The 17852-nt window shown below is 47.0% G+C and carries 12 protein-coding genes; all 12 read left to right on the forward strand.

Features of this window, described 5'->3' with window-relative positions; genetic code table 11:
• The first annotated feature begins 44 nt into the window (after positions 1 to 44).
• Complete coding sequence (moaA, locus tag Q0668_RS25600) at positions 45 to 1046, forward strand: GTP 3',8-cyclase MoaA (protein ID WP_298869405.1); 1002 nt, start codon at positions 45 to 47, stop codon at positions 1044 to 1046.
• Positions 1039 to 2253 (forward strand): aminotransferase class V-fold PLP-dependent enzyme, encoded by a 1215-nt coding sequence (locus Q0668_RS25605; RefSeq protein ID WP_298869406.1) that lies wholly within the window; start codon positions 1039 to 1041, stop codon positions 2251 to 2253. Before moaA ends, Q0668_RS25605 begins: the two co-directional genes overlap by 8 nt.
• A gap of 413 nt (positions 2254 to 2666) precedes the next feature.
• The gene (locus Q0668_RS25610; protein WP_298869408.1) at positions 2667 to 4364 is read left to right on the forward strand and encodes a GspE/PulE family protein; all 1698 of its coding nucleotides are present in this window, start codon (positions 2667 to 2669) and stop codon (positions 4362 to 4364) included.
• Between the two features lie 431 nt (positions 4365 to 4795).
• A complete protein-coding gene (locus tag Q0668_RS25615; RefSeq protein WP_298869409.1) occupies positions 4796 to 5923 on the forward strand; it encodes a type IV pilus twitching motility protein PilT in 1128 nt (375 codons plus the stop codon).
• Positions 5924 to 6006: 83 nt separating this feature from the next.
• The gene (locus tag Q0668_RS25620) at positions 6007 to 7713 is read left to right on the forward strand and encodes an ATPase, T2SS/T4P/T4SS family (protein WP_298869410.1); all 1707 of its coding nucleotides are present in this window, start codon (positions 6007 to 6009) and stop codon (positions 7711 to 7713) included.
• 68 nt (positions 7714 to 7781) lie between these two features.
• A complete protein-coding gene (locus Q0668_RS25625; RefSeq protein WP_298869411.1) occupies positions 7782 to 9041 on the forward strand; it encodes a type II secretion system F family protein in 1260 nt (419 codons plus the stop codon).
• A 240-nt stretch (positions 9042 to 9281) separates the two neighbouring features.
• Positions 9282 to 10238: a prepilin-type N-terminal cleavage/methylation domain-containing protein gene (locus Q0668_RS25630; protein ID WP_298869412.1), complete on the forward strand. Its 957-nt coding sequence runs from the start codon at positions 9282 to 9284 to the stop codon at positions 10236 to 10238.
• 36 nt (positions 10239 to 10274) lie between these two features.
• The gene (locus tag Q0668_RS25635) at positions 10275 to 11312 is read left to right on the forward strand and encodes a hypothetical protein (RefSeq protein WP_298869413.1); all 1038 of its coding nucleotides are present in this window, start codon (positions 10275 to 10277) and stop codon (positions 11310 to 11312) included.
• Positions 11313 to 11316: 4 nt separating this feature from the next.
• A complete protein-coding gene (locus Q0668_RS25640) occupies positions 11317 to 12720 on the forward strand; it encodes a prepilin-type N-terminal cleavage/methylation domain-containing protein (protein ID WP_298869414.1) in 1404 nt (467 codons plus the stop codon).
• Positions 12717 to 14015 carry a hypothetical protein gene (locus Q0668_RS25645; RefSeq protein WP_298869415.1) on the forward strand — a complete coding sequence of 433 codons (1299 nt, stop codon included), beginning with the start codon at positions 12717 to 12719 and terminating at the stop codon, positions 14013 to 14015. The genes Q0668_RS25640 and Q0668_RS25645 overlap by 4 nt, the downstream gene beginning before the upstream one ends.
• 53 nt (positions 14016 to 14068) lie before the next feature.
• A complete protein-coding gene (locus tag Q0668_RS25650) occupies positions 14069 to 15652 on the forward strand; it encodes a type II secretion system protein (RefSeq protein ID WP_298869416.1) in 1584 nt (527 codons plus the stop codon).
• A 75-nt stretch (positions 15653 to 15727) separates the two neighbouring features.
• Positions 15728 to 17852, forward strand: a 2125-nt coding sequence (locus Q0668_RS25655) for a hypothetical protein (protein ID WP_298869417.1), incomplete at its 3' end; no start/stop codon positions are given.

Below are 17852 nucleotides of genomic sequence, written 5' to 3' on the forward strand. Positions count from 1 at the left end.
TCATCTAATAGAAGTAGGTACCGAGTTTACTTTGAGAGGCTTTGATGGAAAACCAAAATCACCTGATCGATTCATTTGGACGCGCGCACAATAATTTGAGAATCAGCGTCACTGATCGCTGTAATATTCGCTGCTTTTACTGTATGCCTTCAGAAGATGTACAGTTTGTACAACGTAGCAAAATCATGTCGTTTGAAGAGATCGTCAAATTTGTGCGTCTCGTCGTCCCCATGGGAGTGAATAAAATCCGATTGACCGGCGGAGAGCCTCTGGTCAGAAAAGATATTCCCGAACTGGTGAAGATGATCTCTGAAATTCCCGGGATTAAAGACATCGGCATCACAACCAACGGAATTCTGCTGCCGCAATATGCGCAGCAGTTGTATGATGCTGGATTAAGGCGGATTAATATCAGCCTGGATGCCTTGAATGCGAAAAAATTTCAACAGATCACACGCCGTGACGAGTATGCAAAAGTGATGCAGGGAATTCAGTCGGCACATGATGCTGGATTTAAACCGATTAAGATCAATGCCGTTTCCATTCGGAATCTGACGGAAGAAGAAATTATCCCCTTCGGACTACTGGCTCGTGAAACGGGAGCCGAAATTCGCTTTATCGAATTCATGCCCCTTGATGCAGACAATCAATGGGAACGGGAAAAAGTATTGTTTGCGCATGAAATTCAAGAAATTCTTTCGCAGGGAATTATGCCTCTCGTGCCAGAAAAACAAACTGATAAAAGTGCGCCGGCTTCCAATTTTGTATTCGAAGACGGAGTCGGGCGGATTGGATTCATTGCCTCGATCAGCAATCCCTTCTGTATGAGTTGCAATCGTTTTCGGTTGACCGCCGATGGTAAGCTGCGAAACTGTTTATTCAGCTTGGAAGAGACCGATATTCGAGAACTGTTCCGGGCCAATGCACCAGATGAGCAGATCCTCGAAGCGGTAAGGAACAGTATTGCCGCTAAAAAAGAAGGGCATGAAATCAATACTGCGCGGTTCATTCAACCGGATCGTCCCATGTACTCGATCGGTGGTTAAGTTCTCACGCAGTTCGAGTCTGGTTGGTTTGAATGAAATGAATGAGCAGCAATTGATTTATCTCGATAACGCGGCGACCAGTTTTCCGAAGCCTGATTCCGTATCTGCTGCCATGGATGACTATAATCGAAATGTAGGCGCACCCATCGGACGTGGTGCATACCGGAAATCGATTGAACTTCAGTCATCCATTGATCAATGCCGAAAACTGGCAGCCCAGGTTTTGGGAGCGGCGCGGTCAGAAGAAATTGTGTTTAGCTTTAATGGTACCGACAGCTTAAACACAATGATTCACGGAGTATTGAAAGCCGGCGATCATGTAGTGACCTCCGATGTAGAACACAATTCTGTACTCAGACCATTACAGACTCTCAAGGAACGCTGGGGGTTGGAAACGACATATATCCCCGCGAATCAACAAGGAGTTGTGGATGCGATTTCATTTCGCGAAGCGATTCGAGATAACACGCGGTTGATCATTCTGAATCATGCATCCAATGTCACAGGTAGTATACAACCCGTTAATGAAGTAGGTGAGATTTCCCGAAAAGCGGGCGTCTTATTCCTCGTGGACGCAGCGCAAACCGCAGGGCATCTTCCATTTGATATTTCACAAATGCCCGTTGATTTTTTAGCTTGTTCCGGACACAAGGGTTTGCTCGGGCCTTTAGGTACCGGGTTGATTTACATTCGATCTGAACTAGCCGATCAGGTGGCCAGTTTTAGACAGGGAGGTACCGGAACCAACAGTGAAGAAGAAACCCAACCTCTCACCTTGCCAGAAAAATTTGAATCCGGAAATCATAATGCTCCAGGTCTGATTGGCTTACGGTCAGCTTTAGAATACATTTTGGAGAAAGGTGTGGGCACCTTACGGCAGCATGAGCAGCAGCTGACATCACGACTCATCGAAGGTCTGCAACAGCTTTCTGGCTTTGATCTACCAGGCCCTGATCGAATTGAGGAACGAGTCGGGGTGATTAGTCTGGTAAATCAAGTAGTGGAGCCGCAGATACTCGCATCGATTCTAGACGAAAATTTCGGTATTCAGACGAGAGCAGGTTTACACTGTGCCCCGCGAATTCATCGTTCGATAGAATCACGGGAATATGGGGGAACTTTACGGTTCAGTCCCGGGCCTTTTAATACCCTGCCTCAAATCGAAGCAACAATTAACGCAATGAATGAATTAGCCGAGTCGTTTTGACTTGAAGAAAATAAATTTTTCTCAATGCCCGGCAATGAATTTCTACAAAGTCGCCTGAATTCGGGGCTGACAGGTGAAAACTCTCACAAGTATTTTCAGTATAGCGATTTACATCCTTGACACTCTTCGGGATCTACCTCAAAATTAAAAAGAGGCGCTTCTTGTCTTACATATCTAATAGTCATCATTCCCTAATGGATCATTGGAAAATCAACAATCAGTCAACTCTGCTGACGTGGGGAGGATGAGGGTGATTTCCGAAGCAGGATGGGCTTCCTGGTGGACTGGCAACAGTCGACAGTTTAAGTGAATTTCGTAAACCAGATAAAGCCCGGTATTGATTCCTAATCTTTGATATGAGAAAAATGAAGTCCATGCAGGTTAAAACTGATTCTATTCCATGGAGAAATTGAATGGCCGATGATTGGATGCAACAGTTAGTCGATGATGGGTTTCTAGGTCCAGCTCAGTTGGATGAAGCCTCAAGTCTAGCCAGTTCAATGGGAATTTCTCCTGGTGAGGCACTTGTCAAATTGGGGTATGTCGGAGCCGAGGTGATTGCTCAGGCTCAGGCCTCCATGTATGGATATGATTTTATTGAACTGGATTCGATTGAAATTCCACAGTCTGTCATCGAATTGGTTCCCGAATCCATGGCGCGGGAAAATACAGTAATTCCAGTGGGAATGAAAGGGGAATCTCTACAGATTGCCCTGCATGACCCTATGAAATATGAGGTTTTAGACAAGCTCCGCTTTATTATAAATCGTGATCTCGATGTCGTGATGGCACCGATTGAATCGATTCAGGCCGCGATTAACAGGCACTACGGGCAAAGTGAGACCGAGTCTGTTGATACGATGTTAAAAGAATTTACAGAGACCGCTATCGACATGACGGCGACGGAACTGGCTGACACTAAAAATATAGTTGAAGAAGACGATAGTGCCCCCGTCATTCGACTTGCCAACCTGATTATCAGTGAAGCCGTGAATATGCGAGCCAGCGATATTCACGTGGAGCCTTTTGAAGATCGAATTCGTATTCGTTATCGAATTGATGGTGTGCTGATCGAACGAGATAGCCCGCCGCGACGACTGCTGATGGCACTGGTTTCACGTTTCAAAATTATGGCCTCGATGGATATCGCTGAAAAACGTCGTCCACAGGATGGTCGAATTAAGACCTCGATTGGTACCAAAGACTTTGACTTACGTGTGAGTATTCTTCCCACGAATCACGGCCAGGCAGTGGTCATGCGTATTCTAGACCGGGATAATATCAAAGTTGGAATTCGGAATCTTGGATTTTCGGAAGAAAACTATCGACGCTTTCAAACGATTATTCGCAGACCAAATGGTATTTTTCTTGTGACAGGACCAACAGGGAGTGGTAAGACTACTACTTTGTATAGTGCTTTGGGTGAGTTGAATCGACCAGATCGAAAGATTATTACTGCCGAAGACCCCGTGGAATATTACCTTCCCGGCATCAATCAGGTGGAGGTCAAACACAACATCGGCTTGGATTTCTCTCGTATTATTCGTGCGATGCTGCGACAGGCCCCGAATGTGATTCTTGTAGGAGAAATTAGAGATGTGGAAACTGCGGAAATGGCAATCCAGGCTTCTTTGACAGGACACTTGGTATTCAGTACCCTTCATACGAACGATGCGCCCGGTTCTATTACACGTCTGATTGACATGGGTGTGCAACCGTTTCTTGTTGCCTCCAGTGTAATGGCTGTAATGGCACAGCGTCTGGTACGTGTTGTTTGCGGCAAATGTGTTGAAACTTATGTGCCCGATCCTGGTGAGCTGGAGTTTTTTGAATTTACAGCCAGTCAACTCGAGGGGGCCATTCATCACCGCGGCAAGGGCTGCAACACATGTTCACACACCGGTTACAAAGGTCGCAAAGCGGTATTTGAACTAATGATGATGAATTCCGCTATACGTGAAATGACTTTTCGTAGTGAACCATCGCAAAATATCAGAAGACAGGCACGTTTGTTCGGTATGAAATCCTTGGCTGAAGATGCAGCAGAAAAAGCAATTGAGGGCATCACCACTCTTGAAGAGGCCTTCAAACTGGCCAAGGGAATGGACTGATTAACTCTGTTGATTTCATTCGGAGCTGAGGGGGCATTGTTTGTGGAGTGAGTTTTGGATTGAATTAAAAAACACATGATTTTCATGTGAAGATATTGATCAATTTAATGGCTTTTGTTTAATGGCTTTTGTTGAGTTTTTAAGTGAATTACCGGATAATTCATTAAACACTCATTCTTTTCGGGTGAGTGCATTTAATACATTTCTAATCAATCTTCTCTCAATTGTTAATGAATTTCTATTTAGCGTAATTCTTGTTTCAATAACCAGTTGTGCCGTGAATATGAATCTCCACGGCAAATGGTCGTTCAGGAAGAAAGTAATCAAACATATCAAGGAATGATCAATTCTTGAGAGATTGGTTTCATTTCTAAATGATTCACTGTTAATCGCTTACATTTCAGTCCATTAGTTTTCAGAAAGAATTTTGGATGGCAACAGTTCAAATTGATAAGTTACTGGAGACGGTCGTCAAAGAGAAAGTGAGCGATCTGCATATCACTACAGGCCAGCCCCCGGTGGTCCGAGTCGGGGGACGCATGGTTCGATTGGAAACCAAAAGCCTGGAACCTGATGATACAGTTGCGTTAATGAAAAGTATTACTCCTGAAAGAAATCAGCAGGAATTACAGGAAGTGGGGGGGACCGACTTCGGATTTGCATTCGGCGAACACGCCCGGTTTCGTGTTTCCGTATTTAAGCAGCGCGGCCATATCTCTATGGTGTTGCGACGAATTCCGAACGAATTTCTGACGTTTGAGCAATTGGGACTACCTGCCGTTGTTACCGACCTGTTAGAGCGCCCCCGTGGTCTCTTTCTTGTGACTGGTCCAACCGGTAGTGGTAAAACCACCAGTCTCGCCAGCATGATCAACTACATGAATGATACGATGGATCACCACATCATTACGATGGAAGATCCGATTGAATATTATCATCAGCACAAAAAATCGACGATCAATCAACGCGAAATTGGAGTGGATGTTCCGAGCTTTCCAGAAGCTCTTAGACGTGCACTGCGACAAGACCCCGATGTGATTCTTGTGGGAGAAATGCGAGACCTCGAAACCATCTCGGCGGCGATTACCGCTGCAGAGACAGGGCACGTTGTCTTTGGAACGCTGCATACAACGGGTGCTCAGGGAACAGTCGACCGAATTATCGATGTGTTTCCCACGAATCAGCAGGAGCAGATTCGGACCCAGTTATCGTCATCCATTATCGGAATTCTCAGTCAAGCCTTGATGCCTAAAAAACCAAAAGGTCTGGTCGCCGCGTATGAAATGCTGGTTGTCACACCCGCTATTGCCAACCTGATTCGAGAGGCCAAAACCTACCGTATTAACTCCAGTATTCAAACGGGACGAAAATTCGGAATGCAGTTGTTGGATGATGCCCTGTACAATCTATGGAAAGATGGGCTTTGTGAGGAAAAAGACGTTGTCATGCGTTCGAACAATCCAGGTGAATTGAAAGCCAAAATTGCCATGGCTAAGAAAGGATTACTCGAAGACGGAGATGAAGATGACGACGAAGATTTTGAGGATTATGAAGATTGATTCTGCAACGGAATTTCAAGGAGTTGCAAACAGGTAGTTCATTTCAGAATGAAATTATTGAGTTAGATAAAAGGTAGGCACACATGGCAGCAAGACGCCTTGGACAAATCATGGTCGATCTGGGATATATCTCGGAAGATCAATTATGGGATATTCTGGAAGAACAAAAACAGAGTCCGGGTGAAGTGATTGGTCAGGTGGGAATCCGCATGGGGCTCGTCACCGAGGAACAGGTAACGCAGGCGCTGGCCGAGCAATGGGGAATGCCGGTTATTGAGCTGGAAGAGACCAATATTTCAGCGAAAGTACTGGAGCTTGTACCCGAGACGATGGCCTCGATTTACAAGATTATGCCTGTTTCATTGAAAGACGATGTGCTGACAGTTGCCATGGCGGATCCACAAAATGTGTCAGCATTGGATGACCTTCGAAATTTTTTAGGGTACGATGTGCGAGGCGCTGTCTCGAATCTTCAAGAAGTGGAAGCAGCAATTGCCCGCCATTATTCAGAGCGTGAAGACAGTATTGAAGATGTGATCGGCTCCATTGAAGATGAGCTTGGTGAAGATACTTCCAAGAATGCTTACGATCTGTCCTCTTCAGAAGAAATTGCTGATGCGGCACCCATTCGAAAATTACTGAATATGGTGATGTTGCTGGCCATTAAAGATCAGGCAAGTGACATTCATTTGGAACCCTTCGAAGATGAATTTAAAATTCGTGTCCGCGCGGATGGGGTCTTGTACGAAATGGTGCCTCCGCCGCGCCACCTGGCAAATGCCATTGTCTCACGTGTCAAAATTATGGCCGATCTGGATATTGCTGAAAGACGTTTGCCTCAAGATGGTCGTATTGAATTGAACGTGGGAGGCAACCCGGTTGACTTAAGAGTCAGTGTGCTGCCGACTTTGTTTGGTGAAGCAGTTGTTATGCGAATCCTTGACCGGACAGTCGTGCAGTTGGACTTAAACAAAATTGGTATGGACCCGGTTACACTTTCAAGATTTCGGGAAATGATTCATCGTCCCAATGGAATTGTGCTGGTTACCGGACCGACCGGAAGTGGTAAAACCACAACACTCTATTCCGCTCTGAATGAGCTGAATGTAATCGAAGAAAAAATTATTACGACCGAGGACCCCATTGAGTACGATATTGATGGCCTGATTCAGGTTCCCGTCAATCCCGATATTCAAGTCACGTTCGCTACAGTGTTACGTGCGATTTTGAGACATGATCCCGATCAGATTCTGATCGGCGAAATACGTGATTTCGAAACAGCAGAGATCGCAGTTCAAAGTGCACTGACCGGTCACTTGGTATTCAGCACGCTGCATACCAATGATGCCCCTTCGGCAGTCACACGTTTGCGTGATATGGATATTCCCAAATTCTTGATCACAGCGACAGTAGAAGCAATTCAGGCACAACGTCTGGTGCGCACAATCTGCAAGGAGTGCCGGACCGAATTCGAACCCAGTGATGAATTGCTATTGGAATTGCAGCTCCCCATTGAACAGGCCCGTCAATACAGTTTTTACTATGGTAAAGGTTGCGCGACCTGTAATAACTCGGGATACAAAGGCCGAACGGGCCTTTATGAATTACTGGATGTAACAGATGAAATTCGCGATTTGATTTCCGCTGATGCTTCAACGGATGATATTCGAAATGTAGCGCGAAGCCAGGGAATGACCACGTTGCGTGAAGCAGGGTTGAAATTGATTTTTGATGGGATCACGACAATCGACGAAGTGGTTCGAGAAACTGTGGTGGAAGATATTGAGTAACGCCCAGCCTAGAGGCTGATGCAGAATACAAACTATATTTTTTAAAAGACTTTTGACGGAGTAACGCCATGCCGGTTTATCAATATGAGGCAATGGACAATACAGGGCTCGAGGTAAAAGACACCATCGAAGCACCTTCTGAAGCGGACGCTCAGACGATCATTAAAGAGAAGGGCTTTTTCGTTACGAAAATCGCCGAAAAAGGTCGCGGAAAAAAACAGAAAAAAGGGGCCGGTGGAAAAGGGGCCGCTGCCAAAAAAACCAGCTCCAAGAAAGGCGGCTTTTCCATTGGCGGGGTGCGACCCAAACAGTTGTGTACATTCACGCGACAGCTTTCCACGTTACAGGATGCAGGCCTCCCAATCTTAAGAAGCCTGCGCATTCTGGAAGCACAGGCAAAACCGGGGCCCCTCAAGGCCTCATTAGATGGTGTAATCGAAGATATTGAATCTGGAAATACACTCTCGGAAGCAATGGCCAAACAGCCCAAGTGCTTTGACAACCTGTACGTCAACATGGTGAAAGCAGGGGAAGCCGGCGGTGCGCTGGAAGTCATTCTTCAGCGATTAGCCGAATTTAAAGAACGTGCTCAAAGTTTGAAGAAAAAAGTTCAGGGGGCCATGATCTACCCGGTGGCTGTGATCACCGTTGCCGGCTTGATCGTCGGCTTCATCATGTATTGGATTATTCCCAAGTTCAAAAAAATCTTCCTCGATTTCGGTACGGAATTGCCAGGCATTACACTGCTTTTGATGACAATCAGCGATGTTGTCGTTTCCTATTTCTATCTCTTTCCGGCGGTGCCATTTGCACTCTTTGTGTTTATCAAAATTGTCAGGAAGAACAAAAAGGGAGCGTTTATTGTTGACTGGATCTCGCTGCGCATACCCTTATTGGGAAAAATTATCAGTAAGTCGATTACTGCGCGAACCTGTCGTACTTTGGGGACATTAATCGCATCCGGGGTCCCGATTCTGGAAGCAATTGTGATCGCCAGGGATACCGCGGGCAATATGGTGTTTCAGCGCGCTTTTGACACGATTTACGCGGCCATCCGCGAAGGGGAAACAATGGCGGTTCCTTTAAGAGAAGCGCGGATTGTAGATGATATCGTGGTCAATATGGTGGACGTTGGTGAAGAGACCGGTGCGCTCGATAACATGCTTTACAAGGTAGCCGACGTTTACGATGAAGAAGTCGCGGTTCTGGTAGATGCCCTGGTGAGTTTGCTGGAACCATTAATGGTGATTGTTCTAGGTGTCATCGTTGGTTTTATTGTGATTGCACTCTTCATGCCTTTGATCAAACTATTGAACGACCTTTCGTAGTGTTTTGGGGAAGGTGTTGCAAAACAATACATTTTTTTCCTACGAATTGAAGTGACGATGCAAATACGAAAAATCCATAAAACGTTTATATAAAACATGTTATGGTTATATTGTTTTCCGGGCATAAAATTTGCCAGTATAATTAGGTAGAAAACTCTCGACTGATTTGACTCCTGTATGGAGTGGGAGAGGGCTTTTCGAATCTCAAACTGTTTTTCTGAAAAGAGATAGGAGTTAGTAATGAAACCTCAGTCGCCAAAAATCCTCTCGGCGTCACAGCAAAACAGACGTGCGTTCACACTCATCGAACTCATGATTGTCATCGTGATCATTTTAATCCTGCTCGGCTTACTCATCCCCGCCATCGGCAGTGTAAGGCAGGCGGCCCTAAGAGCTCAGGTACGCACCGAAATATCAAATCTGGAAGCAGCGATTACTGCCTTCAAAGCCGACTTCGGCATCGACCCCCCCAGTGGGATCATATTGTATGAGTCAGGTAGTGCTACCTGGGATCAGCGCAATAAAGGTCTGATCCGTCAAATGTGGCCACAATTTGATTTTGGGAAAGACAAAGATATCAACGGGGACGGCGATGTGGTGGATGTAATCACGCTTAATGCAGGTGAATGCCTGGTCTTCTTTTTGGGCGGTGTTTTCGAGAAAGCCCCAGACGGTTCTGCATTCAGAGTCTACGGTTTTTCCAAAAATCCAGCGCAGCCATTTTTGAATCCTGGTCATACTTCAGAAGATACTGGAAACGATATTGATGGTGACGGAACGAATGGGACTTATACGTCGAGTCTCACTGCGACCAATTCAAGCCGACGGGGACCTTACTTCGAATTTAACAACGGTCGTTTCGTAGATAGTGATAATGACTTTTCTCCGGAATATTTGGACGCCTTTCCCAGTCAGCAGTTACCCTATCTGTATTTTAGCAGCTACAACGGCCGCGGATACCGTCTTGGCGAAGTGACTGGGTCTCCACTGAATTATGTCTATTATCAAGGTGATCCAGCCTCTGCACCAACGACTTCGTCTCAAGCATTTAAACCCAAGTCGTATCAGATCATTTCTCCCGGTGCCGATTATCAGTTCGGTACAGGGGGGAATTTTGATTCCAATAAAAATTTTCCTGCGGGCCGAACGGTAGAGGCAGATAACATCACAAATTTTGTCAATGGTTCTCTGAAGTAATTTGTGTCTCGTTTTTCATGAAGTCAGGTTTTCAAAATGCGACGTTCAGTAATTCATCAATCAGTTCAATCAACGCGAAGCGGTTTTACGATCGTCGAATTGATGATGGTGGTCGGTATCCTGTTGTTTTTGATTGCCACGTCTGCAGTTCTTGTGCGGAACATTGGAAACAAAGCCCGCGAAAAAGCAACCCTCGCAACCATCGTTAAAGTCAATGGCATGGTGCAGAATCGCATCGAAGCCATGCGGAAGGCCCTTGATTCCAGTAAAAACCAACGGCAACTCACATCTCTGGTGGGGCAAAAATATACGTCTCTAATTAACGACTTTGGGGCTAAATTTCGATCGCTTCCAAAACCGGTCGTCGAAATTTTGGTTCGCAAAGATATTTTTCGTCAAAACCTGCCTCAGTTTGCTAGCGAAAATTTACAAGTGGCCGACCTGATTGACGGTACGAGAGATGGTACGGTAGCAGTCCCCATCCCCAATCCAAATGCTGATTTAAGTTCTGAATTTCTCTATTACATTTTGACCAACCATGAAACATACGGCGTCCCTCCCGTTGGGGAAGATGCGTTTACGGCATCTGAAGTCGCTGATACTGATGGCGATGGTCTGAATGAATTCGTTGATGGCTGGGGCAAACCATTACGGTTTTATCGCTGGCCTACGCGTCTGATCAAGCCTGACGGGACCAACATTGATCGGCAGACAGCCAGTATTTTTTTCAATGGCTTGCCTTCGGCTTCAGCAGCCGGTTTTAATGAAGTTGATCCGTTGAATGTCGATGCTGATGACCCGCAAGGCCGGATCCAGCACGAGAACAGTCGCTCAGGAAGTCTGCTTGACCCGCTGTTCAATAATTCGGCTGGATACACCGTCGGAGAATATGCCACATTGAATACATACTGGGTACCGTTAATTGTTTCTGCAGGCGAGGATGGCGCATTGGGCCTGTATGAACCCCATGATTTAGCAAATAATGGGGTATTAGCCAGGCCTGTCATTGTTCCACTTGCGAATGAAGTGTTTGATAATATCACAAACCATAACCAACGAGCTGGAGGAAAGTAAGCCCATGCCAGCTTTTCATATGGACAATCTGGTACAACTCCGACTTCTCCAGCAGAGACGTTCTTCTGGTCGAAGCGGCTTTACGCTTGTCGAATTGCTAGTTGTGATTTCCATCCTGGCGATTCTGGTTGTGATGACTGTCTCTTCCATTAATTTCGCACTCTCCAGCGACCTGACACGGGGGGCCTCTCGTCAAGTGCAGTCTTATCTTGCCGGAGCTCGCGATCGTGCCATTTATGCCAAAGAACCTCGCGGCGTCCGTTTTCTGATTGATCCCAATAACCCGACTGTTGTCACCAGCATGGTTTACATCGCTCCCAGTCCCGACTGGAATCAAGGCGTGATTCGCATCGAACGTATCGACACCGATTCTGATACAGTCCCCGATACCGCATTGTATGTTCGCGGGAAAGGCACGGACTGGAGATTCCTGTATAATCGCGGCCAACTGCTCAACGGGGCACGCATCAAAATTCCCGGCGATGGCAGTGGTACCTGGTACTCAATTGACTTGGATAATTCACCGATATCCGAGCCCGATCCGGTTACGCCTGGGTCTCCTTTACCCAATGAATATGATTTCGACGTCGATGAAGTACTCCGCCTGACAACTCCCTATCGCGATGCGGGAACTTCCACCCCCACCGAAGTCGTGGCCTTTGCACCCGGCAGTGGGCCTTCGACCTATCTGTTGGAACTGCCCCCAGTCGTCTTGTCAGGGGAAGAGCCGACTCTCTTACCCAACAACACCGGCATCGACCTTGATCGCTCTTTTCTGCCAGCCAGCTGGCGAGTCACAGGTTTTTCCGGCGGTGACGATGGTCAGCCCGGGAAAGCAGGTGTCAATGATGATGGCAACGGTGGAAACGATGATGCTGGCGAATACCTGTGGCCAGGCACCGATGATTATCGTCTCTATTCCAGCCAGCTCGATCTGATGTTTTCTCCCCGAGGCTCCCTTTCCGGCAGTGAAGCCGGTAGTGGCAAAATTCATTTTATGCTTGACACACTGGAAAATATTTCCTCCACATGGTTGGGAACCACCGGTTACGCTTCAGGAGACCGGGTCACTGTCCCCGCTCGGTTTATTACGCCTACAAGCACAAACTGGGATCTGAATTTCAGACCCTATGATCGTATTTATGTATGCGATACAGCAGGTACCAGTGGTTCGAATCCCGCCATCTTTTTGAACTCCAATGCTGCGAGAACCGAGGGCAGTACCATTACTGATGGCAGCGTCACTTGGAAAGTCGAGCTCAACTCGACTCCGTCTTTGTTGACCATTTTTACGCGTACGGGAAATGTCAGCGCTTATCCGATGTTTTTTGATAATCCTGTGGCGGTACCCTTAAACCGGGCACCCGATGTGTTTTATTACGCCGAAACCGGGGAGACCGCCAAATGAAACAGCATCATATGAAAACGGGCAATACGATCGCGTCAGGGATCCACTTCAACCGCAGTGGGGTGACACTGATGGAAGTCCTCATGTCGGTCATGATCATGAGCATCGGCGTGGTTTCACTGGCGTCTCTCTTTCCCATTTCGATATTACGAGGAGTGCAGGCGACCAAACTCACAAATGCCACTGTTTTGCGATACAATGCCGAAGCACTCATCGAAGCATTTCCTCAGCATTTTGTTTTCGATCCCGATGGAACGCTCAATACGAACGGGCATATCGCACACCAGCGACGTAACCGCAACTATATTGTTGATCCTTTGGGGTCGTATTTTGCCACGCTTGATGGCACCGGTTTCGAGGACAGTTTTGGCAATGATGGTTCCAGCACTCCGCTAACTCGAATCCCACGCTTCCATGCCGGACTGACTTCACAGTTGGCAGCGATAAATTTCTTTAGTCAACAGGATAGCTGGACTCTGCATTATGAAGGCGTCCCATCCAGCATCAATGGCGCCCGTGATACAATTACCATTGACCCCAACGACATTTCTTCCGGCATCGTTGACCTGACGGAACTCGGCCAGATGGTATCCACTGTAACAGGTGGCCGTATGCTGATTTATGACACGTCAGGCAAACAGGTTCAGGCTCGCTCTATCACAAGCGCCAGTATCAATACCGGTTCTTCAGAAATCAGTTTTGCCGATCCATTGCCCAACAATGAATTGTTTGACAGCATTTCCAAAATACGAATTGAAACAGTGGAACAACGTTATTCTTATCTGTTAACGGTACGCCGTCAGATTGCCAGCGATGTCGCCTCTGTCGATGTAGTCGTCTTCTTCCGACGCAACTTTTCACCGGAATTTGAAGCCGTTCATGATGTTGAAAACTTTGTCGCAGAGTGGAATCCGGGTAATGATGGTGCCTGGGGTATAGCTGGCTATGACGATGACAATGACGGTTCTGATGATGAGAGAGCAGGTGAGCAGGGTGCGATTGGTTCGGATGATTTCCAGCGCCGCAAATTCACGGTGCGTTATAATGCGAGTGTCGATAAACCGCTGTTGAAAAAAGGGGGCTATGTCTTCGACGCCATCAACGCCCGCTGGTATCGCATTCAGGCATTTGAGGAAGATAAGTCAGTCAGTCCCATCACGACTGCCATTGTTACACTGGATCAACCCATCATTCAAAGCATCAACGATCCAGGCGCCCCTGGCACTCCTGTAACAGGTCTGATTCTTATGCCCAACGTTGTCCAGGTTTATCCTCTCGGAAATAAAGTACGTTAGTCTGAAATTAATATTAAGTAACTGAAACCAGATAGTTTAAAGCGAAGTTTTTAATGAAAACATCAAACATCACACATCATTGGAAATCAGATCGAAGGGCCAACCATCCTCGCGCTGGTTTTACGCTCGTCGAAATGATCGTTTCGGTGGCACTGGTTCTGTTGATGATGTTGATGTTCACCGAAATTTTCCAGATCCTCTCCGGTTCCATGACCACCCAGCGGGGCATTTCAGAAAATGACCAGCGGGAAAGGCTGTTGGTTACCGTTTTGCAGTCCGATCTCGAGAATCGTTCGTTTCAGTATCTACTGCCCTATTCCGATTACAAGGCGTTTACAACACCGCCCGGAGTATTTCCCAGTCCCAGCGATCCCCGCAATCCCTTATATCACAAAGAGGATCGACAGGGATATTTCTATATCTCTGAAAATGACCCCAACGATGATACCGACGACTTCATCCAGTTCACTGTCTCCCGATTTGCCAGCCCGAAGCAGGGAGATACGGAAGATTTTTATTACGGACGCGCTACCGACTTAAGCGGCTTGACTGCCAGTGGTGGGAGTCAACTGGTGAATCATCCCAATCAACCTGAAGCCGATGACGGGCGGATTACAGCCGACGGTACGTCACAATCCTCGGCCGCAGAAGTCTGTTACTTCCTGCGAGGCAGTAATCTATATCGACGGATCATGCTGATTCGCGAACCACTGTCGCTCTCCAGTACACAGAACTCACAACCTGTTTCCTCTGACAATAGTAATTCACCGTTCTTCCAGAGAACCGGCGGTCCTCCTTTGCCTTTATATGGAGAACACATTTCGTCAGATCATAATTTTTGGCGCGACTTCGATTATTCTGCCTACATTGATTCTACCCCTAATCGCTTTGCTCGTTTCCATGATCTGGATGATCTTGATAATTCTGATACGACAGGCGCAAATATTCTGTTTCCGATGGGGATGCCACGCTATCGCTTCGGTTTTAACCATGAGGTAGATGGTCTCTCACGGGAATTTGTTCCCAGTTCTGCGGGCTCTAATCCCCAGTTATTCATTGGGCGTTTTACTCATGAAGAAACGTCGCACCAACACTTTAATTATCCGCATGACTTAATGGATTCCTCGATCGGTGGTGGAGGTAATCCCATGGATCCCGCGGGACCCAACCTGCTGTTGAATCCCAACGATCGAGTGATTGATTTATTAAGAAATGGTATCCGACGTTCGGAAGATCTGGTGCTTTCGAATGTGCGTTCCTTTGATATCAAGCTCTTTGATGACGGTGCGCAGGACTTTGTCGACATCGGTGGTACAACAGCAGTCCGGTTTGCCTCAGGAGCAAAACAAAATACCGTGCATGGTAATTCAGTCTATAAGAACGTATTTGATACCTGGCATTCCCGGGCCATCTCTAGCGGGGGAGATGAAGATCCACCGTACCCCATGCTCTCTGATCCAACCGTTGCAGAATTTGCCTCGCAGGTTCCTGTCTACGATATAGCCAATCAGACTCCGGTTCCCAGAGCGTCACCTTTAACAGCAATTCGCATTTTAATTCGCTATGAAGATACTTCTTCAGGTCAAGTGAGACAGATGACCCTGATTCATCCTTTAAGGAATCGGGGAGAGGGATAAAAGAATAATACAAACAGACTTTTCCCCTTGTGCCGGACCGGGTCACGGCCATAGGCCACTTTGGGAGGTTTAGGAATGAAACCAATTTCTATGAAACTGACATATCAAGTAAACAGGCATATCACTCGTGTTCCTGATACACGTGGTGGATCGACGTTATTAGTCGTGATTGCCTTACTGGCGATGCTTTCACTGCTGGGAGTCGTATTCTATACGTTCGCCTCTCAGGAAGAACGCAGCGCGCAGTACTTTACTGAAGCCGCCCTCAATGAAGCCGATCCCGGTCTTGATGCCGACGTCCTGTTCAACTGGGGATTGCAGCAATTAATCGTTGGCCCCGAAGATGACCTGTATAATAGTGCCCTGCACGGCAAATGGCACTCCATGCTCCCCAAAATGTTCGGTTCCGACGTGCACCCCTATACCGGGCAGGGGATCAATCTTATAATGGACGGTTCGGGTATTGTTAGCGTTGATCAGAATTATGATGGGACCTCTGACAATCCTGATTTACTTTCTTTAAACCATAGCCGAAGTGCACATGGTGGTACGCTGCCTTTCGCCCTGCAGAGTGCGAACATTCCTCAACCCGATGTTGATTATACGTCGCCAGATAACAACAACCTGTTCCTGGCTTATGATGGTTATACGCTTGATAGTGGTGCTCTAAGACGGGTCATCATCCCTTCCTTTGTGCGACCACAGTTTTTCAGACATCGTACGTCAGGGGTACATGTTGATGACTGGTATGAGAATGACGGAAGTTTGAATCCTGATCAGGAAACGACACTTAATGTACTCAGGCCGCATCCAAAGCATGTGTTTGTTGACCCGGATGGCATTGCGAGTGCGACGAATCGCTTTTCAGCCTCTTTTCCTTTCCAGCCTGTCAATGTTGCTGGTGGAAATGCCGCCGTCTATGGTGAGCTGGGGATCTTTACGGATTCGTTCGATACTACTACCAATGCCCCGATTATTGAACTGGATGTCGACAATGACAATAACGGATATCGGGATGGAATCTGGATGGACCTGGACTTTCCTCCCATCCAACATCCCAATGATCCGACGAAATATATCCTGCCGTTATTTTCCTTTACAGTGTACGATCTGGATGGGCTAATCAATTTGAATACGGCTGGAAATATGCGGCGGACCGGTGACATCAACTTGAACTACAATCCCAGCAATAATTTCTTTGGCGAGCACAACTCGATTTACTCCGACAAATACCTGTTCCTCTCTCGTTCTAATATGGGGCTTTCCTCACCAGGTGAGATCAATCCACAATGGGCCTTGAATGCAAGACCTGAGAAGTTCTCTTCTGGTGGAGACATGATCGATTCGGCGAGTGCTACAGCTGTGTTGCAGCAGCACCGTCTCTTTTTCGGCGATTATCCCTACCCGTATGGTTCAATTACCGCTCCACGTTCATATGCTGCCTATACTAACTACACTGACTTCCAAACGGCCTACGAGGACACCGTCAACTGGCGTGAAATGTCCAACATGGAATATTTCTTCCTCAATTTTGGTCGTCCGGAATTCAGTCTCCCCAGTCCACTGGCCAATGGCACTAAAAACGAAATTGTGGATCTCTATCCAGGCCGTTGGGGCGAACCTAACCTGCTCTATGATGCCCAACGTGACAATTCCGGAGATCCGCTCTATCTCGTTGATACCAGTGGCAGTTCTGTACTAGCATTTCCGCGTGCAGGCCAGACACTCGTTGACGACAATGCCAACCGCTATGAAGGGGGCACACTGAGCGGCTCTCTGAACGGAAACCGTTCTAACGTGCATTCTTTCATGCATCCGCTGGCGTATAATGGTTCGGGAAGAACCAATAAAACAGGAACCAGCTACCGTCAGCCAGCGATTGGCTACAATGGCTGGAGTGGATATCGCGACTTCGAATTTGCTGGTACCACCCGCTACAACGGTGGTCGGACGTTTTTCAAAGACTCCATCACTGATTCGTCAGACAACTTTGGTGTCCTGATGGATGAAGCTGATGAAATGACCGTCGATCTGGAAAAAGTACAGCGACCCTATGACGAACCTTACGCTGTCGATGATCTAGCCTTCCTGCATATGAATCAGACGGATCAGGATAATACCGGTGTCAGCTCGCGTCTGGAATTTCTGCTCCCCTTTAACTTTGGTCGTGCAGCAACAATAAACTGGCGGTCTAATATGA

Source organism: uncultured Gimesia sp., assembly GCF_937910335.1.
Lineage (GTDB): Bacteria > Planctomycetota > Planctomycetia > Planctomycetales > Planctomycetaceae > Gimesia.